Below are 19,115 nucleotides of genomic sequence, written 5' to 3'. Positions count from 1 at the left end.
GTTGCAAAATTTTGACAGATATGCTCTAACTCGAGTCGGAGAGGTGCGAAGGACTGCCTCAATCCGCGATAACATGAGTTTTGGGAGGACATCATGACTTCACTGACGAAGAAGTTGGCGCTGGCGGCGGCGGTAGCTGCGACGCCTCTGATCGCAGCCACGGGCGCTGCGGCGGAAGGTGAGAAATACATTCTGGTCAGCCACGCGCCAGACAGCGATAGCTGGTGGAACACGATCAAGAACGGCATCGCGCTGGCAGGCGACCAGATGGGTGTCGAAGTCGAATACCGCAATCCGCCCACTGGCGACCTTGCTGATATGGCGCGGATTATCGATCAGGCGGCTGCTTCGGGTCCGAACGGGATCATTACCACGTTGGCGGATTATGATGTGCTGAGCGGACCGATCAAATCAGCGGTCGATGCGGGCGTTGATGTCATCATCATGAACACTGGTACGCCGGATCAGGCCCGGGAAGTTGGTGCCCTGATGTATGTGGGGCAGCCCGAATATGATGCCGGATTTGCTGCAGGCCAGCGCGCCAAGGGTGACGGCATCGGCTCGTTCCTTTGTGTGAACCACTATATCGTTCAGCCATCAAGCCAGGAACGTTGTCAGGGCTTTGCAGACGGCTTGGGCATTGAACTGGGGGATCAGATGATCGACGCCGGCCAGGACCCAGCCGAGATCAAGAACCGCGTGCTGGCCTATCTGTCGGCGAACCCGGATACTGATGCGGTTCTGACACTGGGTCCAACCTCGGCTGATCCGACAATTCTGGCGCTGGAAGAAAATGGTATGGCCGGTGACATCTATTTCGGCACCTTCGATCTGGGTGGTGAGATTGTCAAAGGCATCAAGTCTGGCGTGATCCAGTGGGGAATTGATCAGCAGCCCTTCCTGCAGGCTTACCTGCCGGTTGTTGTGATGACCAACTACCACCGCTATGGCGTTTTGCCGGGCAACAACATCAATTCGGGTCCCGGCTTCGTAACTGCTGATGGTCTGACCAAGATCGAAGAATTTGCTGGCGAGTACCGCTGATTCTTACAGCGCGGGCGCCCCGCCAAAGCGGCGCCCGCCAACAACTATCTGACGCAAAATCACTGCTTAACTCGGAGGGGCGTTCTAATGAGCGAGTCTGCTCAAAACACGGCTGTAACCGACGAACGGATTAAAGAAATATCGCCGCTGCGCAAGGCCTTGATCCGGCCTGAACTCGGCGGGATGGTTGGCACCGTTGCCGTCTTCACCTTCTTTCTTTTGTTCGCTTTTGACAGCGGCATGTTCAACGCACAGGGCATGATGAACTGGTCGGTTGTCTCGGCGCAGTTCATGATCATCGCCGTAGGTGCGTGCCTTCTGATGATTGCCGGTGAGTTTGACCTGTCAGTCGGGTCGATGATTGGCTTTTCGGGCATGATGATCGCAATTTTTTCGGTCACGCTGGCGTGGCCGGTCTGGATGGCAATTCTCGTCACGTTTGCAATGGCGGTGGCAATCGGCGCGCTGAACGGTTGGATCGTGATCCGGACTGGTTTGCCCAGCTTTATCGTAACGCTGGCCTTTCTGTTCATTTTGCGCGGCTTTACAATCTTCCTGCCGCAGGTGATCGAGCGCAAAACTATTATCGGTGGTGTGAAAGACGCGGCCGAAGGCGATTGGCTGGCGCCGATCTTTGGTGGTAAAATTTTGCAGGGATTGTTCCAATGGCTCGGGGATGCCGGGATCATCGCCGTATTCGAGCGTGGCACTCGCGCCGGTCAGCCAGTTGTGGATGGTATTCCAATGCTGATCGTTTGGGCGATCGCACTGATCATCTTTGGTCACGTGCTGCTCACCAAAACGCGGTTCGGCAACTGGATCTTCGCCTCGGGCGGGGATGCTGAGGCGGCGCGCAACTCGGGTGTGCCTGTGAACCGGGTCAAGATTCTGATGTTTATGTTCACGGCCTTCTGCGCCACTGTCTTCGCTGTCTGCCAGGTGATGGAGTTCGGATCGGCTGGTGCTGACCGGGGTCTGCTAAAAGAGTTCGAGGCGATCATCGCCGTGGTCATCGGCGGCGCGCTTCTGACCGGAGGATACGGCTCGGTACTGGGCGCGGCGCTGGGCGCGTTGATCTTTGGCGTGGTGCAACAGGGGTTGTTCTTTGCCGGTGTCGAAAGCTCGCTGTTCCGGGTCTTCCTAGGGGTGATCCTGCTTGGGGCTGTGATCCTCAACACCTATATCCGCCGCATCATCACGGGGGAGCGTTGATATGAATCCCGAACATGAACCCATCATCCAGATGAAAAACATCGAAAAGCACTTCGGCAGCGTGATCGCGCTGGCGGGTGTCTCGGTGGACGTGTTCCCCGGTGAATGCCACTGCCTTCTCGGCGACAACGGTGCGGGCAAGTCGACCTTCATCAAGACCATGTCGGGCGTGCACCAGCCCACCCACGGAGAGATTCTGTTCGAAGGCCACCCCATGCATTTCGCCGACCCGCGTGATGCCATCGAGGCCGGGATCGCAACCGTGCACCAGCATCTGGCCATGATCCCGTTGATGTCGGTCTCGCGCAACTTCTTCATGGGCAATGAGCCGGTAAAGAAGGTCGGACCTCTTCACTTCTTTGATCATGACTATGCCAACAAGGTCACGATGGAAGAGATGAAGAAAATGGGGATCAACCTGCGCGGCCCTGATCAGGCGGTGGGCACGCTGTCAGGTGGTGAACGCCAGACCGTCGCCATCGCGCGGGCGGTGCATTTCGGGGCGAAGGTTCTGATCTTGGATGAACCGACCTCGGCCCTTGGGGTGCGCCAAACAGCCAACGTTCTGGCGACCATCGACAAGGTGCGCAAGCAGGGTATTGCAGTGGTCTTTATTACTCATAACGTCCGCCATGCGTTGGCAGTGGGGGACCGGTTCACGGTACTCAACCGCGGTCAAACGCTGGGTACGGCGCAGCGTGGCCAGATCACCCCGGAAGAGCTGCAGGACCTGATGGCCGGTGGTCAGGAGATGGTCGAGCTTGAAGGCAGTCTGGGCGGAACCGTCTGATACTTTTTTGCCCCGCTGGCTGTGCTGGCGGGGTGACTACTTCTTCTCGAAGTACAATATGACTTCACCCAGCCTTACGCCAAAACGCGAAACATAGGCTCGGTTCAATAACCGGTCATCCGACAACAACCACATCCAGTCATCAAAATTGACACGCATGGTGCCGTCTTTGACGGGCAGGTCGATTTTGTACTTCCAGTTAAACGTATCGCCCCTTTCGACCCCACTGGCTGTGCCCAGCACACCCGGAGCGGTGCCGGTCCAGGTGTCATCGCCGGTCTTGGTCAGGGTCCAGATCCGTTGTTCGGTCGCACCATCGTCATAGACGAAATCTTCGACAAGCGTCAGAGTCTCTCCGTCCCATGTGCCGTCAATATCGACCTGGAAGCGACGCGGGACATTACCTAGTACATCCTGAAACTGACCATAAGCGACAGTCCTACCTTCGAAGAACTCTTCAAGGTTCAGTTGACGATCTGACAGAAACGTTTTTGGTATACGCGGTTTGGCCGAGCATGCGGCGAGGATGGCCAACCCCGCGATCGCGACACCTGCAATAAGGGTACGGCGGGCGATCATTGCAAAACCCTCAGCTCAGAGTCTGCATCGTGGCCGTTTGCGCCATGCAGATGGGTGGATTTCACTTCAGGCGCAGGGCGCATCGTGGCGACCAGCTCGGCCACCTTGATCCCGAATTTTCGCATCTCGGACCGGTTCATGATTACACCGTTCTCCGTCAGATACATCCAGTCGGTCACATCCAGTGTATGCCCGCCCGCGTCCTCGGGCAGGATGATGCGATAGGTCAGCTTGACGGTTGAGCCCGAAATCACGCCTTTGCCCTCGCCGACAATATCGTCCGCTGTTGCGGTGAAAGTGTTGCCCGTGCCCAACGTCAGATGCCATTTGCGGGTCATCTGTTTGCCGTTGGAATAGGTGAAATACTCGGACAGCGTACCGGTGTTGCCGTCCCATTCGCCCACCATACGCGCGACAAAGCTGTTCGACATCTTGCCATTCGGGCCATAGATCAATCCTTCGGACAGGATTTCGCCATTCAGGTTCTTTTTGAGTGAAAACTCAGGTCCGGTTCCGCTGTAGTCGGACGGTGATTGCGAGCGGAAACTGAGGAACCGGTTCTTCACAGCAAACAGCGCAAAAATCGCAAGCAGACAGATCAGGAGCGTTTTCATTTGGCAGAGACCTCTGTCGGGAGGGTCAGGACCATGCCAAACGCTCCGAGTTTCAAAATGCAGGGCAGCACCGCATAGGCGAGGGTGAGTGTATTCAAAGCCTCGGCAGAATTGGCCTGTCCAGGTGTAAAGCCGCTGCGTTCCAGTAGCGGCAGTGTGAAAAAGGCGGCCAGAGCTAGACCCAGCTTACCTGCGAAAGACCAGATGCCGAACGCAGCAGATGCGTTCAGCCCGGCCCGGGTCAGAACGACCGAGAACATTGCGGGCAGGACAACCATGTCCGCCCCAAGCGCCGCGCCGGATGCGAGGCATATGATGGCGAAACCGATGAGATTCCCAGGGGCTAGAAGAGCGGCCCCGACAAAGCCGAGAATGGCCAGCGGCATGGCGATCATCAGAGTCTGTTTCGGGCCAATCCGATTGCTGAGCCTGGCCCAGAACGGAACGCTGAGCCCGGCGCTGAGGAAGAACAGGATCAGCAATGGCCCCGCTTTGCCTGGCAGTTGCAGCCGATCTTCAACAAAGAACAGAAACAGGGTCGAGGTGATGGCGACGGGCAGGCTGTTGACCAATGCAAGGGCAAGCAGACGTAAAGCCCCAGCCTGTCCTAGGCCTGCAAAGGACAGCCCTTGACCGGTGATCGGCGTGCGTCGCCACATTGGCAGGGTAACAGCCAGAGTCACAACGCTCAGAAGCCCGAGAAACATTCCAAAGGCCGGATACCCTTGCGCGGCTGCGCCAAGCGCCACGAACACAGCGGGTGCTGCGGCTGCTATGATAACTCCGGTCAGTTGTCCGCCTTCGCGGAAGGCGGCCAGTGTCATCAGTTCCTTCGCGCTGGCCTGTTTCGCCAGCGTGGCGCTGCGGCCATAAAGCAAGATGGTCCCGAGGCTGTAGGCCGAGAATAACAGGATCAGAATAGACACTAATGCGGCGATACTTGCCCCTTCTGGCAAACCAAACAGCAATGGGAATCCAATCGCCAGACCCAGCGCAGAGGCGGCGGCAAACAACATTTGCCCACCGGGCCAGCGATCAATGGCCCAGCCAATCAGTGGATCTTGCACTAGATCGACCAGCCGGATGACCAGCAGAATGGTGCCAATCACCCCCAGCCCGATACCGAGATTCACGGCGGCAAAGCGCGGCAGGTGGATGTAAAGCGGGATACCTGCTGCAGCAAGCATCAGCGCATAGAGGCTGACACGCGGGTACAGCATCACTGCCCCTTCAACTGCTGTGTGAACGAGGCGGATCGTGTATTGTTACCCAGAAAAATTGACATGAAGCTGCGTGTGATACCCGGATTTGTCAGGGTGCAGGTTTTGCTTCCGTTGCGCCAGAAACTGACGCTGTTGGGGCCTTGCGCGATGGCCAGATAGCTATCGCCTTTGCTGACCGCCTGAAAACAGCCCTGCAATTGGGCTTCCGTCGGCGCAGAATTGCCTTGTCGGGCCATCTCTTCCAGTGTCGACTCGACCAGCGCTTTTTGTTTCAGGTTTTTCCGATAGGTCAATTGTAGGCCGAAATTCTCGTTCCAGCTGAATGCGGCACCGCCGGGCGTGTAAAGCTTGGCGTCATAGAGCGGCAGCCCCAGAAAACGGAATGTCCCGGTGCCGCGCAGCTTAGGGTCTTTGATTGCATCCGACAAAGGCGAAGCCGCCAGTCCGCCGGGGACCATCAGCGCCAGTGACAGCAGCGCAGCGCAACAGGTTCTATATGCTGGCCGAAACAGCGAGGTCCGTTTCAGGGATACCATTGTCAGCTCCGATGCTCTGCGGGATGGCGGTGAGGCGCTCGACAACATGCATTGCGCTGGCAATCCCGTCTTCGTGGAAACCATGCCGATTATACGCCCCGGCAAACCAGGTTCGGTTCTGTCCCTGCATCTCGCGGATTTGCCCTTGCGCGCGCAGGGCGGCTTTGTCGAACACCGGATGGGCGAACTCGACCTCGTCATAGATTTTGTCCGCGGGAATGTCTGATGCGGCGTTCAGGGTCACAAACAGTGGGTCACTGTCGGGGATATTCTGAAGCCGATTCATCCAATATGTAACCCCAACATTGCCCTTTTGCGATCGATAGGTCCAACTGGACCAGCAAGCACGCCGCCTGGGCATTTGGCGAGGATCACAGTGCAGGATAGCTTTGTTCGGTTGATATCTAATCGCGCCGAGCGCCGCTTTTTCCGCTTCGGTCGCTGCATCGCCCAGAATGGCGAGAGACTGATCGGAATGGGTTGCTAGTATGATTTCGTCAAACAGAGCGGCCTCACCACCTGCATGGACGGTGACGCCCAGATCATGCCGCTCGATCCGCTGCACGGGTGCGGACAGTCTGATGTCAGCACCGCGCGCACGTAGCGCAGTTTCGATCCGGCGGACATATTCGATGCTGCCGCCTTTCACGGTGTACCACTGGTGCTGATTGGCACGGCCCGAGGCCAGTAACGCGTGATTGCGGAAGAACTGCACCAGCGAGCGGGCTGGGAACTGATCGACGAACTCGACCGGAGTTGACCAGATCGCGCCGCACATCGGCATCAGATAATTGTGCCGGAACCAGTGGCCGAGACGCAGTTGATCCACAAGCTCACCGATCGTGGTGTCGTCGTCCTGCGCGGCTTCGGGGGCCTCTTTGCCAAACCGCAGGATATCTGCGATCATCTTGTAATAGGCTGGACGCGCGAGGTTGCGTTTCTGCGCGGTCAAAGTGCGCAGATTGTTCAACCCATATTCGATGCGGCCATTGTCGATAGTTGCGCCAAAGCTCATCTCACTTTTGGTAACTGGCACGTTCAGCTCATCAAACAGCCGGGTCAAATAGGGGTATGTGACATAGTTGAAGACGATGAAACCGGTATCTACCGGCTGATCTCCGTTCTTTCCGGCGATCACCGTGCGGGCGTGGCCGCCCAGTCGGGGCTCAGCCTCGAACACGGTTATATCGTTGTCTTCGGAAAGGTAATAAGCTGCGGAGAGACCTGAAATGCCTGCGCCTATGACTGCGATTTTCTTGCGTACGCCCCGGGTTTCGTCGAACATTCCATCCTCGTTATTCGGTATTTACAACAAGATACGCAGGGAATGAGCCTTTGGATCAACCGCGTTAGAAGTTTTTTTCCGACGCGCTATGTAGTGTTATCTGGCCGAATGCTACGAGCGCTGGGCGTGATCCATTGCTGCTGTCAGAACGTATTCGACCTACTAGTACGAAAAAAGACTTACGCATGAGCAGTTTTGACGGAAAAACCTATTGGATCATTGGCGCCAGCGAAGGGCTGGGCCGTTGCTTGGCCGAAAAGCTGAGCCGCGAAGGCGCGCATCTGATCCTTTCTGCTCGCAATGCCGAGCGATTGGATGAAATCTGTGGCACCTTGCCTAATGCACGTGCTGTACCGATGGATGTGACTGATCTCGACACTGTGCGCCGCGCTGTGGTGGAGGCTGGCTCAATTGACGCGCTTGTCTACAACGCAGGCGCCTATGAGCCGATCAGTACGTCAGATTGGGACACCGATGCCGCTTTGGCGATCAGCGATGTGAACTATTCCGGTGCGCTTCGGGTGTTGGGTGAAACCGTCCCAGGATTTGTGGGCTCAGGCAGTGGTGATATCACGCTGATCGGGTCGCTTGCCGGGTATCATGGGCTTCCCAATGCGATCTCGTACGGGGCCAGCAAGGCTGCGCTGATCTCGCTGGCCGAGACCATGCGGCACGATCTGGCAGGGTCAGGCGTGACGGTGCGCATTGTCAATCCGGGGTTCATCAAGACCCGTCTGACCGACAAGAACAGTTTCAAAATGCCGATGCTGATGACACCCGAAGATGCGGCCGATCGCGTATTGCGCGCCATGTCCCGTCGCCGGTTTCGAACCGATTTCCCGGTACCGTTCTCATGGGTTGTGCGCCTGATCGATTATTTGCCCGATATTTTGGTGTACCGGGGAAAGTGACCCTATCCGCAGGTAAGCCTCTGAATTGTGCCTGCGCCGTTCACATAAACGTTCAGCCGGTCGATGCGATAATCCTGCGTGGCAATATCATCCGGGCCCAGAACGCGCGACCGTTCAGGCAGTTGGGCTTGTATGGTTGAAACCGGCTCACCAATAGTGTTCGCAAACGGTTCTCCCTTGCAAAATGCAAGATCAACCGGTGCCTCCTCTAGTTCAAGCGCCGCGTCCTGCGGTGCAGAGGTCTCAGAACATGCGGTCAGAAGAATTAGGATCGGAAATAAACGGTACATTGGCGCTGGGCTTTCTGGTGATGTCGTTTCTGAAATATCAAAGATTTAGCCAACCTGTCATGAAAGCGCAGTTGAAAAAACCCTGTATTTGACGCAGGGTCGGGCAAAACAGACAGGGAGACAAGCACCATGCGTACCCGTGCCGCCGTCGCCGTTCAGGCAGGCAAACCTTTGGAAGTGATGGACGTAAACCTTGAAGGCCCCAAAGCGGGCGAGGTTCTGGTCGAGATCAAGGCGACAGGCATTTGCCATACCGATGAATTCACCCTGTCGGGCGCCGACCCTGAAGGCTTGTTTCCCGCCATTCTGGGCCATGAAGGCGCAGGTGTCGTGCTTGAGGTCGGCCCGGGTGTAACCAGCCTGAAACCCGGCGATCACGTCATCCCGCTTTACACGCCCGAGTGTCGTGAGTGCGAATACTGCCTGCATCCCAAGACCAACCTGTGCCAGGCAATTCGCGAAACCCAAGGCCAGGGCCTCATGCCGGACGGCACCTCGCGTTTTTCTACGTTGGATGGCGATCCGATCCTGCACTACATGGGCTGCTCGACCTTCTCGAACCATACGGTTCTGCCTGAAATCGCGCTCGCCAAAGTGCGTGAGGACGCGCCCTTTGACAAGATCTGCTATATCGGCTGCGGCGTGACCACCGGAATTGGCGCGGTGATCAACACTGCCAAGGTAGAAATTGGCAGCCGTGCCATCGTGTTCGGTTTGGGCGGTATCGGCCTGAACGTGATTCAGGGCCTGCGCCTGGCTGGCGCGGATCAGATCGTGGGCGTTGATTTGAATCCAGCCAAGGTGGAAATGGCGACCAAGTTCGGCATGACGGATTTCGTGAACCCGTCCGAGGTTGAAGGTGATCTGGTGCCCTATTTGGTCAATCTGACCAAGGGCGGTGCCGACTATACCTTTGACGCCACAGGCAATGTTGGCGTGATGCGCGCGGCGCTGGAATCGGCTCACAAAGGCTGGGGTGAATCGATTATTATCGGTGTGGCTCCTGCGGGTGCCGAAATCTCGACTCGTCCATTCCAACTGGTAACGGGCCGCTCATGGCGTGGCACCGCGTTTGGCGGCGCGCGTGGACGCACCGACGTCCCGAAAATCGTGGATTGGTACATGGACGGGAAGATCGAGATCGACCCCATGATTACCCACACTATGGGCCTGGATGACATCAACCATGGTTTCGACCTGATGCATAAGGGCGAGAGTATCCGATCAGTGGTCGTCTACTAAGGCTCTATAAGGGCTGAAATGGATTGCACGGCGCGCTGCAATGCGCGCCGTTTCTTATTCTCCGGGCCTCGTCGCTCCAGTATCTGACCGCGGCGACCTGACGCGCAGCACAGGCGTATTAGCAGAGGTAGTGTTCGATCGGCTCTCTCGCCAAACCACGAAAACACCTGATGCGATGATGATACTTGCGCCAACGGCGACCCAGATATCCGGGTGCTCGCCAAAGAAAATCACGCCGAAGATCGTGGCCCAGATGATCTGGCTGTATTGACTGGGCGCAATGACGCCGGCGGGGGCGGCGCGATAAGCAAGGATGATCAGGTGCTGTGCGATTACCGAGAACACCCCGACAAACGCCATCATCGCCAGATGCAGCAATGATGGTGGTTGATAGACTGCCGGTTGGGCGACGCTCATGACGGCGATGGCCAGCAGCATAGGATAAAGGATCAGGACGGCAGAGCGTTCTTCATTCCCGATTTTGCGGACAAGAACCGAAGCAAATGCGCTGCAGAAGGCTGCTGCCAGAGCCGCTAAATGGCCCAGGGTGATTTCGGTCGCGCCAGGGCGCAGGACGATCAGGACGCCGATCAGGCCGACGCCCACGGCCGCCCACCTTTGGGCACGGACCACCTCACCCAGAATCGGAATCGACAGAACAGTTACGATCAGCGGAAAGGAAAATAGCAGGGAATAGACTTCGGCCAGCGGCAGCACCGAAAAAGCGTAGAAGGCACAAGACATGGCCATGATCATCGTCGCTGATCGCAACAGCACCAACCACGGATGCCGCGGCAGGAAATTCCCAGTGGTCCGATCGGCTAGAATTGTTACTGCCATAGGGACAAAGGAAAACAGCGTCGCAAAGAAGATGATCTGCAAAACCGAATAGGTGCCACCCAGCACCTTGATCAGCACGTCATGCGTCGCGAAGACGGCAAAGCCTAAGAACGCAAAGGCAAGCCCACGAAGGGTGGAGTTCTGAGCGCTCATGACAAAAGCCTCAATCATAGATGGATCGTTTGGGGTGTTTGATGTTTGCTTAGACCCAAATTGGTCTGACGGGTAGCCCTTATTTTATCGCTAACATTCTTTTGCAAGCAGGGTTGCAGATTTTGCAATACGCAGGAAACGGGTCGAGTCCAAAACAAGCGATTGCCATGATCATCTCAAATCAAGGAGAAACATCATGCACGGAATTTCAGCCCTACCAACACAGCAGGTTCAGGCATATCGCGCCGGTGCGCCGGATGGATATGGAAACCCACCAGAGCGTGCGATTTCCAATGGGGTGGGCAACCCATGCCGTCATTGTTTGAAATACATACCGGAAGGCAAAGAGATGCTGGTGTTGGCGCACCGACCCTTCCCGGAAACGCAGCCTTATGCAGAGACTGGACCGATCTTCCTTTGTGCCGGCCCCTGCGCGCGCTATGAAAGTGAGGATGTGCTGCCCGAGGCGTTGACCGACTCGCCCAACTACCTGATCAAAGGGTATGGTCCGGACGACCGAATTGTCTATGGAACCGGGATCATCACCCCACAGGCGCAGTTGCATGAGGCGGCTAAAAAAATCTTCTCCCGCGCTGATGTCGCTTACATCCACATCCGATCTGCTCTGAACAACTGTTATCACGCACGGATCGATCGTGTCTAAAGCTTGACGCGGTGCATCCCCCGATGTGGTTGGTTCGGGTCGTTGACAGTTGCGTCGTCGACCCGGCTGGAGGTCAACGCAAGGAACACATCCTCAAGATCAGCTTCTTCAGTGCGGACGTCCTGGATGCGAATATCGGCCTGACGTACAGATTCCAGCACCTGCTCGGCTGTAGTTAGGTTGCTGTGGTATTGCAGCACAAGGTCGCCGTTCTCACGTTGCGCTGCAATCACGTTATCCGCTACAGGCAGAGTCTGAATGGGGCTATCCGGCACGATCACCATGGTTCGGCTGTCCATGCGGCCTAGCAGATTGGCCGTGCTGTCTTGTGCGATCTTTTCGCCGTGATTGATAATGGCGATCTCGTCACACATCTCTTGCGCTTCTTCCAGATAGTGCGTGGTCAGGATGATGGTCATGCCCTGTTCGTTCAGCTTGCGCACATTGGCCCAAAGCATCTGTCGCAGTTCAATATCCACACCCGCCGTGGGTTCGTCGAGCACCAGAATCTTGGGATGGTGCACCAGCGCTTTGGCCAGCAGCAGACGCCGCCGCATTCCGCCCGAAAGCGTGCGCGCATAGGCCTCGGCCTTGTCGGCAAGGCCAACGAGGTCGAGGATCTCATCGCTTCGCCGATCAGACTTGGGAACACCGTACAGCCCGGCCTGAACTTCTAATGCGCCTCGAGGTGTAAAGAACGGATCAAGGTTCAATTCCTGAGGCATCACGCCGATGGCGGCGCGGGATTGGCGCGGGTTTTGATCCTGGTCGAAGCCCCAGATCGAGACGCTGCCAGACGTTTTGACCACGAGCCCCGCCAGAATGTTGATCAGGGTCGATTTGCCGGCTCCATTCGGGCCAAGCAGACCGAAAACGGACCCCTGCGGTACCGTCAGGTCGATCCCTTTCAAAGCCTGTTTCTCGGGCTGGCCCTTGCCGCCGCGATAGGTCTTGCGCAGTGATCTGATTGTGATTGCCGCATCGGACATGTGGCCCTTGCCCCCGGTTTGCTCATCGCCCATAAACGCACCTAATACATGCCCGCGAGGCCGACAACCAAAGAAGGATCGCCAGCCGTGACCATCGAAGCGCCGGAAACCAAGATTGTCGAAAATACCCGCGTCGCCTGCGATGGTGGCGAGGGTGCGCTGGGTCATCCGCGCGTCTGGCTGCAGATTCCCGAAGACACTGGTTGGGTCGAGTGCCCCTATTGCGATTGCAAATACGTGCTGCGTGGTGAGGACTCTGGTCAGGACGCGTAAGGGCGATCAGGACGGCAGGCGGTCGTAACTGGCGAGGATGGATAATGCTGTTCACAGCCAAAACGATTGACCTTTCCGACAGCCAGCCAATCGCGAACGGGACTGTGCGCAGTGTCTATGACTTTCCCGGTCATCCTGACCTTCTGATCAAAGTTTTTACCCGGTCCCAAGATCGTGTCTCGCACAGGCTTGGCAAGCGACTGGCATGGAAACTGTTCCCCGAGGCGCAGTATCGCAGCACGCTAAAAGAGCTGGAATGCGAGCTGCGGGTATCGCTGAAACTCGGGACGGAAATTGAGCGTTCACCCCTGTCCAGGATGTTGGGCGTGGTTCAGACGACGCATGGGGCGGGGGTTGTGGTTGAGCGCATTTCTGGCCTTGATGGCGGGCTTGCACCAAAGCTGTATGAAGTCTGCCGTAGTGGATTGGACACCCCGGTTTTAGATGCGCTGAATGCATTCGTCGGGCAGATGTTTGACCTTCACATCGTCGCGCGCGACGTCAAAAGTTCGAATATTGTCTACGGGACAAGGGGCGCTGGTCCGGCCTGCTTCCTGATCGACGGATATGGAGAACGGAACCTCATCCCACTGCGCAGCCTGTCCCAACGTCTGAATGATCGCTCGCTGAACAAACAGTTCTCGTTGATCGCGCAAAAAGCAGGCTTGGCTTGGAATGCGGATAAGCGCACCTTTTCGAATAGCTAAGGCCAGACCACGGGCAAATTAGGTCGCAACGAATTGGCCGGGTGGCCTCGTCTTTCGTGCAGCCCTTCTGTACAACTTGGCGCAACCCAGCGCAGGAGCCTAATATGACCACCACCCAATTCGGAAAAGGCTGCCATCTGCATCTGATTGATGGATCAGCCTTTATCTTCCGCGCCTATCACGCTTTACCGCCGTTGACGCGGAAATCGGATGGGCTACCGATTGGGGCGGTATCGGGGTTCTGCAATATGCTGCAGAAATATGTCGAAGGGAACGCCGGGCCGGATGCGCCGACCCATGTTGCGGTGATCTTCGACAAGGGCTCGCATACGTTCCGTAATGATCTCTATGATCTCTACAAGGCCAACCGTGAAGCGATGCCCGAGGATTTGCGCCCGCAAATGCCGCTGACTCGCGAAGCCACCAAGGCGTTCAACATCGCCTGCAAAGAACTTGAAGGCTATGAAGCCGACGACATCATCGCGACCCTCGCCGTTCAGGCGCGTGAGGCCGGTGGGCGGGTGACCATTGTCAGTTCTGACAAAGACCTGATGCAGCTTGTGGGCGGCGGTGTCGAGATGCTGGATGCGATGAAGAACAAGCGCATCGATCGCGACGGGGTGGTTGAGAAGTTCGGCGTCGGGCCCGAGCGGGTTGTCGATGTGCAGGCTTTGGCCGGGGATTCGGTGGATAACGTACCGGGCGCTCCGGGCATTGGTGTGAAGACGGCAGCGCTGTTGATCAATGAATATGGCGATCTGGAAACCCTGCTGGATCGCGCTGAAGAGATCAAACAGCCCAAGCGCCGCCAGACTCTGATCGAAAAGCGCGACCAGATCGAGCTTTCGAAGAAACTTGTGCAATTGGATGAAAACACACCGTTGGATTTCACTCTGGATGACCTTGAGGTGAAGGATCCCGATGCTGAGACTTTGATGAAGTTTCTGGCAGAGATGGAATTTCGGACGCTTACCAAACGCATTGCTGACAAGCTGGGCGTTGCATCCCCCGTCATCCCCGAGATATCCACGCCTGAGGCGGAGTCACAGGCCGAAGACGTCCCATTTGATGCATCGAAATACGAATGCGTGCGCGATGCTGCGGCATTGCAGAAATGGATCGATCAGGCCTACGAGCGCGGCTGGGTTGCGGTGGATACCGAGACCACCGGCTTGAATGAGATGATCGCCGATTTGGTCGGGATTTCGCTATGTGTCGAGGCGGGTGAGGCTTGTTACATCCCGTTGACTCACCGTGAAAGCGCGACCGATGATCTGTTCGGATCGGATGCGCTGGCCGATGGACAGATGCCGCTGGATGAGGCTCTAAACTTGCTGAAACCGATGTTTGAGGATCCGTCGATCCTGAAGATCGGACAGAACATGAAATACGATGCCAAAATCTTTAAGCGATATGGCGTCGACGTCGCCCCCATCGACGACACGATGCTGATGTCCTACGCCATGCATGGCGGTGAGCATGGGCATGGCATGGATACGCTATCTGAACGCTATCTGAGCCATACGCCGATTCCCATCAAACCTCTGCTTGGCTCGGGCAAGTCTGCAATCACTTTCGACAAGGTGCAGATTGACGAGGCCACGGCCTACGCTGCCGAGGATGCGGACATCACCCTTCGCCTGTGGAAATTGTTCAAGCCGCAGTTGCATCAGGTGCAGGTGACGACGGTGTATGAAACACTTGAACGTCCATTGGTGCCGGTTCTCAAAGAAATGGAGATGCATGGCATCAAGGTCGATCGCGATGTTCTCAGCCGAATGTCAAATGCATTTGCGCAGAAGATGGCCGGATTAGAGGCTGAAATCCACGAATTGGCGGGTGAGAACTTTAACGTCGGTTCGCCGGCGCAACTGGGTGAAATCCTGTTCGACAAAATGGGGCTTGAGGGCGGCAAGAAGGGCAAGACCGGGAAGTACTCGACCGGGGCGGACATTCTTGAGGACCTTGCGACCGAACATGAACTGCCGCGCCGGGTGCTGGACTGGCGGCAACTCTCCAAGCTGAAATCGACCTATACGGACGCGCTGCAGACCCATATCAATCCTGATACGGGCCGGGTGCATACGTCATATTCGATTACGGGGGCGAATACGGGCCGTTTGGCCTCGACCGATCCGAACCTGCAAAACATTCCGGTGCGGACTGAGGAAGGTCGGCGCATACGTGAGGCGTTCATTGCCGAACCGGGCAATGTGCTGGTCAGCCTTGATTACAGCCAGATTGAGCTTCGGATACTGGCCCATATCGCCGATATTCCGACCCTGAAACAGGCGTTTGCGGATGGATTGGACATTCACGCAATGACAGCGTCCGAGATGTTTGATGTTCCGTTGGACGAGATGACGCCGGATATCCGTCGTCAGGCCAAGGCGATCAACTTTGGTGTGATCTACGGCATTTCGGGCTTTGGGTTGGCGCGCAATCTGCGCATTCCCCGGGCGGATGCGCAGGGTTTCATCGATCGCTATTTCGAACGTTTCCCGGGCATCCGGCGCTATATGGACGACACGATTGCGTTTGCCAAAGAGAATGGCTATGTCCAGACCCTGTTCGGCCGGAAAATCCATACACCCGAGATCAATGCCAAGGGGCCGCATGCGGGGTTCTCGCGTCGTGCTGCGATCAATGCTCCGATCCAAGGGACGGCAGCAGATGTGATCCGGCGCGCGATGGTGAGGATGCCGGATGCGATCAACGGCTTGCCCGCCAAGATGCTGTTGCAGGTGCATGACGAGCTGCTGTTCGAAGTGGCTGAAGAGGCTGTGGATCAAACCATTTCGGTCGCGCGCGCGGTGATGGAAGGGGCGGCTGATCCGGCAGTGAAGCTGGATATCAAGCTGGTCGCGGATGCCGGACAAGGCGCGAACTGGGCCGAGGCCCATTAGGGGCGGCGCTGCTCATCAAGCCCTGCGGGCCCTCTTTGCAGCGGGTCAGGCTTCTGGCCTGACCAGGCGGGCGATCAGGCGTTTTACGAAAGGGCCCAGCGTCAGGATGACGGTAAAGGCGATAGGCCAGCAAAAGGCCCAAGAGGCCATCCAGTCTCCGAGTGTTGAAGGGCTGAAGCCGATAGCTTTGAGCGTGGCTATGCCGGTGACGACGCAGGACATCAGGCCGGACATGATCAAGGCGAACAGGGCATTGGCATAGCGGGCAGATATCATGCGAGGCATCCTTGGCGTGTCGATGCCCTCAATTGCGCCATTTCAGTCTGAAAATCCAGCGTTCATGCAGGGTTTAATACTGTATCCAAGCCAGTGAGTCCTCAGTCCGCCGGGTTGAGGGGTTGTATTCGGCGCTGACCCAGCCGCTGTAATCCGACTGGTCCATCGCAGCAAACAACGCGGCAAAGTCCATTGTACCCAGCCCGGGTTCCGAGCGATCCGGCGCAGCCCCGATCTGTGCATGGACAATACGGGGCTGAAAACGGAGCCAAATCGCCAGCGCGTCGCCGTGGATCATCTGCGCATGAAAACTGTCATATTGTAGGCCGACATTTGCGCGGTCGACGCGGTCCAGCACTTCGGCGGCCAGATCATAATTGTTCAGGAAGTAACCGGGTTGCGATACGGGGTTGAGCGGTTCGATTGTAAACCGCTGTGCCGGCGCGAGGTCGGCGGCCCATTGCAGGTTCTCGACAAAACAACGCAGGGCCTCGGGGCCGGAAGCGTATCCGGCCATAACGTGAATCATCTCTGGCCGCAGCACATCCGCGTAGCGCAGAACGCGCCGGATATCGGACTTAAACCTGTCAGAACTGCCGGGCATGGCGGCGTAACCCGGTTCACCGCCGGTATAATTCGGGGGCGGGGCGTTGATCAGCACCAGATCAAGCCCGCTGGACAGCAGCGCGCGGCGGGTCTCTTTGGCCGCGAGGTCGTAGGGGAAGAGAATTTCAACAGCCGTAAACCCGGCCTGCGCGGCGGCTTGAAACCGGTCGAGATAGGGCAGTTCTGCAAACAGCAGTGAAAGATTGGCGGCAAATCTGGGCATCGGGCATCCGGTGTCGAACTTTGCAGAGCCTAGCGATCACGACGGCCACGTGAAAGAGACTGAAAACGACAGATTGTCGAAAATCGGCCAGATAAAGGCTTTCGAATCAGGGACCATCAGGCTCGAGCGGTATCCCGTTGCGAGGGCCGCGCCAACAATAAGGTCTGATCACGATGGCCATGAGCCCTGAACCCGCGCGCGGGACCGCTATAGCTGTATCTGACGGTCGACAGACCGCGTTCACCGGAAATACGCTGGCGGTGGCTTCGATGCTGACGTGGGCGGCGGGTTTCCCGGCGGCTGAGATCCTATTGCAAAGCTGGCCACCTATCGCCCTGTTCGCAGCACGGATGTCTCTTGCGGTGTTGGTCATGGTACCAATCTGGCTGATTCTGGACGGACCGGCTCAGGTATTGCGCGCCCGTTGGGGCCATGCCCTCCTGGTTGGAGGTTTGGGGCTAGGGTCGGGGATGTTCCTGATCCTTGTGGCGCAGAAGCTGACCGACCCAGTTACCGTTGCCATTATCGCCTCGTGTGCGCCTTTGATCGCTACGATCATGGAGCTTGTGGCAGGAACGCGGCGATTGCGCTGGAGCTTTGCGCTGGGATTGGTGATTTCAATCATTGGCGGCCTGATTGCCACCAGCGCGGTGGCACCGGCACAATTAGGACTGGGTGCGATGTGCGCAGTGGTGTCTACCGCGCTGTTCTGTTGGGCCAGCATGGCCACTGCGCGCGACTTCCCCGAGCTTAGCCAGTTGGGCCGTAGCACCATTACCTTGGTCGGAGGATTGTCGACCGCAGCCATTCTAGTACCGTTAGCCGGATTGCTGGGGCTAGAGGTCTTGCCTACACGCCCCGTTGATGTGGCGCAGATGGGTATGTTGGTGTTCTACGCACTGTTCTCACTGGGCCTGAGCCAGTTTTTCTTCATAGCATCAGTAGGAAAATTAGGGGTCGCCCTGGCGTCATTCCACATCAATATCGCGCCATTTTATGTGATGGTGATCATGATGGCGCTGGGCGAGGACTGGAACTGGACCCGCGCGCTGGGCGCGTCGCTGGTGGCGCTTGCAGTCGTGCTGGCGCAGGACCGCAAGCCGCGACCGGTTCAATCCTCTAGCACATCAGATGCGATCAGTGGGAAAAACTGGCCGTCCGACCAGACACCAAACCAACCGTCGTGATGTCTGGCGATCTCGACCAACCGGTAAAAGCTCTTGCGATCAATGCGCGCCTCAAGATTCGCGCGCATCAATATGTAGGGTGAGGGCTCATCAGTTTCCGTATTTAGGACAATGCGGATCGGGTGATCGGGCCCGGCGATGGCTGTATCGCCCACTTGCGTCGTAAAAGTCAGACGTTGGGCTTCGCCTTGTCCCTCATGCTCAAAATCAACGGCAACAAACGGCGCATCCTCGACGGTGATTCCCACCTTTTCAGCGGGAGTGACGAGAAAGTACCTACCCTCTTCTTTCTTAAGAATTGAGGAAAATAGCTTAACAAGCTCGACCCTGTTGATCGGTGACCCTAGATAACTCCAAGTGCCATCTTTGGCGATCCGAATGTCCAGATCGCCACAAAACGGAGGATTCCATAGGTGAACGGGCGGCAAATCCCGCGTTTTGGCCGCTTTGACCGAAGCCGCCAGACCGTCTGGCGAAGGGGTCACGGGTTTTTGTCCACTCATTGCTTTTGCCATTTCCTCTCAGCGCGATACACTTCAATCATAACAGTCCACGGAAGGGAACC

The 19,115-nt window shown here is 57.0% G+C and carries 21 protein-coding genes; 10 read left to right on the top strand and 11 right to left on the bottom strand.

Annotation, left to right across the window (positions count from 1 at the left end; translation table 11 throughout):
• The first annotated feature begins 93 nt into the window (after positions 1 to 93).
• The 3 genes from ACR0EN_RS09800 to ACR0EN_RS09790 all read left to right on the top strand — a co-directional run bounded on the left by ACR0EN_RS09800 (position 94) and on the right by ACR0EN_RS09790 (position 3,046).
• Positions 94 to 1,044, top strand: a complete 951-nt coding sequence (locus tag ACR0EN_RS09800) for a sugar ABC transporter substrate-binding protein (protein WP_170395010.1) — start codon at positions 94 to 96, stop codon at positions 1,042 to 1,044.
• A gap of 87 nt (positions 1,045 to 1,131) precedes the next feature.
• Positions 1,132 to 2,256 carry an ABC transporter permease gene (locus ACR0EN_RS09795; protein WP_170408588.1) on the top strand — a complete coding sequence of 375 codons (1,125 nt, stop codon included), beginning with the start codon at positions 1,132 to 1,134 and terminating at the stop codon, positions 2,254 to 2,256.
• 1 nt (position 2,257) lies between these two features.
• Positions 2,258 to 3,046, top strand: a complete 789-nt coding sequence (locus tag ACR0EN_RS09790) for an ATP-binding cassette domain-containing protein (protein WP_170395006.1) — start codon at positions 2,258 to 2,260, stop codon at positions 3,044 to 3,046.
• A gap of 36 nt (positions 3,047 to 3,082) precedes the next feature.
• Here ACR0EN_RS09790 and ACR0EN_RS09785 read toward each other — a convergent pair whose 3' ends face one another.
• From ACR0EN_RS09785 to ACR0EN_RS09765, 5 genes are read right to left on the bottom strand one after another with little or no spacing between them, the layout of a single operon-like run.
• On the bottom strand, positions 3,083 to 3,625 hold the full coding sequence (locus tag ACR0EN_RS09785) for a DUF3833 domain-containing protein (protein WP_170636600.1): 543 nt from the start codon (positions 3,623 to 3,625) through the stop codon (positions 3,083 to 3,085).
• A complete protein-coding gene (locus tag ACR0EN_RS09780) occupies positions 3,622 to 4,239 on the bottom strand; it encodes a DUF3833 domain-containing protein (RefSeq protein ID WP_170426000.1) in 618 nt (205 codons plus the stop codon). The genes ACR0EN_RS09785 and ACR0EN_RS09780 overlap by 4 nt, the downstream gene beginning before the upstream one ends.
• Positions 4,236 to 5,459, bottom strand: coding sequence for an MFS transporter (locus tag ACR0EN_RS09775; RefSeq protein WP_480586437.1), 1,224 nt, complete (start codon positions 5,457 to 5,459; stop codon positions 4,236 to 4,238). The genes ACR0EN_RS09780 and ACR0EN_RS09775 overlap by 4 nt, the downstream gene beginning before the upstream one ends.
• A complete protein-coding gene (locus ACR0EN_RS09770) occupies positions 5,459 to 5,998 on the bottom strand; it encodes a hypothetical protein (protein ID WP_170819159.1) in 540 nt (179 codons plus the stop codon). Before ACR0EN_RS09770 ends, ACR0EN_RS09775 begins: the two co-directional genes overlap by 1 nt.
• Complete coding sequence (locus ACR0EN_RS09765; protein WP_170819160.1) at positions 5,955 to 7,283, bottom strand: FAD-dependent oxidoreductase; 1,329 nt, start codon at positions 7,281 to 7,283, stop codon at positions 5,955 to 5,957. Before ACR0EN_RS09765 ends, ACR0EN_RS09770 begins: the two co-directional genes overlap by 44 nt.
• 185 nt (positions 7,284 to 7,468) lie before the next feature.
• Here ACR0EN_RS09765 and ACR0EN_RS09760 point away from each other — a divergent pair, with 185 nt between their 5' ends.
• The gene (locus tag ACR0EN_RS09760; protein WP_170613430.1) at positions 7,469 to 8,194 is read left to right on the top strand and encodes an SDR family NAD(P)-dependent oxidoreductase; all 726 of its coding nucleotides are present in this window, start codon (positions 7,469 to 7,471) and stop codon (positions 8,192 to 8,194) included.
• A 2-nt stretch (positions 8,195 to 8,196) separates the two neighbouring features.
• On the opposite strand, the gene ACR0EN_RS09755 is transcribed toward ACR0EN_RS09760, so the two are convergent.
• Positions 8,197 to 8,484, bottom strand: coding sequence for an I78 family peptidase inhibitor (locus ACR0EN_RS09755; RefSeq protein ID WP_170394986.1), 288 nt, complete (start codon positions 8,482 to 8,484; stop codon positions 8,197 to 8,199).
• A gap of 129 nt (positions 8,485 to 8,613) precedes the next feature.
• On the opposite strand from ACR0EN_RS09755, the gene ACR0EN_RS09750 reads away from it, so the two are divergent.
• Positions 8,614 to 9,726, top strand: a complete 1,113-nt coding sequence (locus ACR0EN_RS09750; RefSeq protein WP_170394983.1) for an S-(hydroxymethyl)glutathione dehydrogenase/class III alcohol dehydrogenase — start codon at positions 8,614 to 8,616, stop codon at positions 9,724 to 9,726.
• Between the two features lie 54 nt (positions 9,727 to 9,780).
• Here ACR0EN_RS09750 and ACR0EN_RS09745 read toward each other — a convergent pair whose 3' ends face one another.
• Positions 9,781 to 10,719, bottom strand: a complete 939-nt coding sequence (locus ACR0EN_RS09745; protein ID WP_170408579.1) for a DMT family transporter — start codon at positions 10,717 to 10,719, stop codon at positions 9,781 to 9,783.
• A 196-nt stretch (positions 10,720 to 10,915) separates the two neighbouring features.
• On the opposite strand from ACR0EN_RS09745, the gene ACR0EN_RS09740 reads away from it, so the two are divergent.
• On the top strand, positions 10,916 to 11,383 hold the full coding sequence (locus ACR0EN_RS09740; RefSeq protein WP_480586434.1) for a DUF1203 domain-containing protein: 468 nt from the start codon (positions 10,916 to 10,918) through the stop codon (positions 11,381 to 11,383).
• Here the strand turns inward: ACR0EN_RS09740 and ACR0EN_RS09735 are convergent.
• Positions 11,380 to 12,372 (bottom strand): ABC transporter ATP-binding protein, encoded by a 993-nt coding sequence (locus ACR0EN_RS09735; RefSeq protein ID WP_170395098.1) that lies wholly within the window; start codon positions 12,370 to 12,372, stop codon positions 11,380 to 11,382. The two genes, ACR0EN_RS09740 and ACR0EN_RS09735, sit on opposite strands and share 4 nt — an antisense overlap.
• 87 nt (positions 12,373 to 12,459) lie before the next feature.
• Between ACR0EN_RS09735 and ACR0EN_RS09730 the strand changes: the two genes are divergently transcribed.
• From ACR0EN_RS09730 to polA, 3 genes are all read left to right on the top strand, one after another.
• Entirely contained in the window at positions 12,460 to 12,645 is a 186-nt protein-coding gene (locus ACR0EN_RS09730; protein WP_170426216.1) for a zinc-finger domain-containing protein, read from the top strand.
• Positions 12,646 to 12,689: 44 nt separating this feature from the next.
• The gene (locus tag ACR0EN_RS09725; RefSeq protein ID WP_170819163.1) at positions 12,690 to 13,352 is read left to right on the top strand and encodes a YrbL family protein; all 663 of its coding nucleotides are present in this window, start codon (positions 12,690 to 12,692) and stop codon (positions 13,350 to 13,352) included.
• Positions 13,353 to 13,456: 104 nt separating this feature from the next.
• Entirely contained in the window at positions 13,457 to 16,258 is a 2,802-nt protein-coding gene (gene polA / locus ACR0EN_RS09720; protein ID WP_170819164.1) for a DNA polymerase I, read from the top strand.
• 45 nt (positions 16,259 to 16,303) lie between these two features.
• On the opposite strand, the gene ACR0EN_RS09715 is transcribed toward polA, so the two are convergent.
• On the bottom strand, positions 16,304 to 16,534 hold the full coding sequence (locus ACR0EN_RS09715; RefSeq protein ID WP_170408576.1) for a DUF2798 domain-containing protein: 231 nt from the start codon (positions 16,532 to 16,534) through the stop codon (positions 16,304 to 16,306).
• 73 nt (positions 16,535 to 16,607) lie between these two features.
• The gene (locus tag ACR0EN_RS09710; protein WP_170408575.1) at positions 16,608 to 17,363 is read right to left on the bottom strand and encodes a TIM barrel protein; all 756 of its coding nucleotides are present in this window, start codon (positions 17,361 to 17,363) and stop codon (positions 16,608 to 16,610) included.
• Positions 17,364 to 17,542: 179 nt separating this feature from the next.
• Here ACR0EN_RS09710 and ACR0EN_RS09705 point away from each other — a divergent pair, with 179 nt between their 5' ends.
• Positions 17,543 to 18,550, top strand: coding sequence for a DMT family transporter (locus ACR0EN_RS09705; RefSeq protein WP_480439074.1), 1,008 nt, complete (start codon positions 17,543 to 17,545; stop codon positions 18,548 to 18,550).
• Here the strand turns inward: ACR0EN_RS09705 and ACR0EN_RS09700 are convergent.
• On the bottom strand, positions 18,475 to 19,053 hold the full coding sequence (locus ACR0EN_RS09700; RefSeq protein ID WP_480586431.1) for a DUF1285 domain-containing protein: 579 nt from the start codon (positions 19,051 to 19,053) through the stop codon (positions 18,475 to 18,477). The two genes, ACR0EN_RS09705 and ACR0EN_RS09700, sit on opposite strands and share 76 nt — an antisense overlap.
• Positions 19,054 to 19,115: the final 62 nt, after the last annotated feature.

This window comes from Ruegeria sp. AB7, from assembly GCF_056542625.1.
This window is presented reverse-complemented; position numbering and strand designations above follow the sequence as displayed.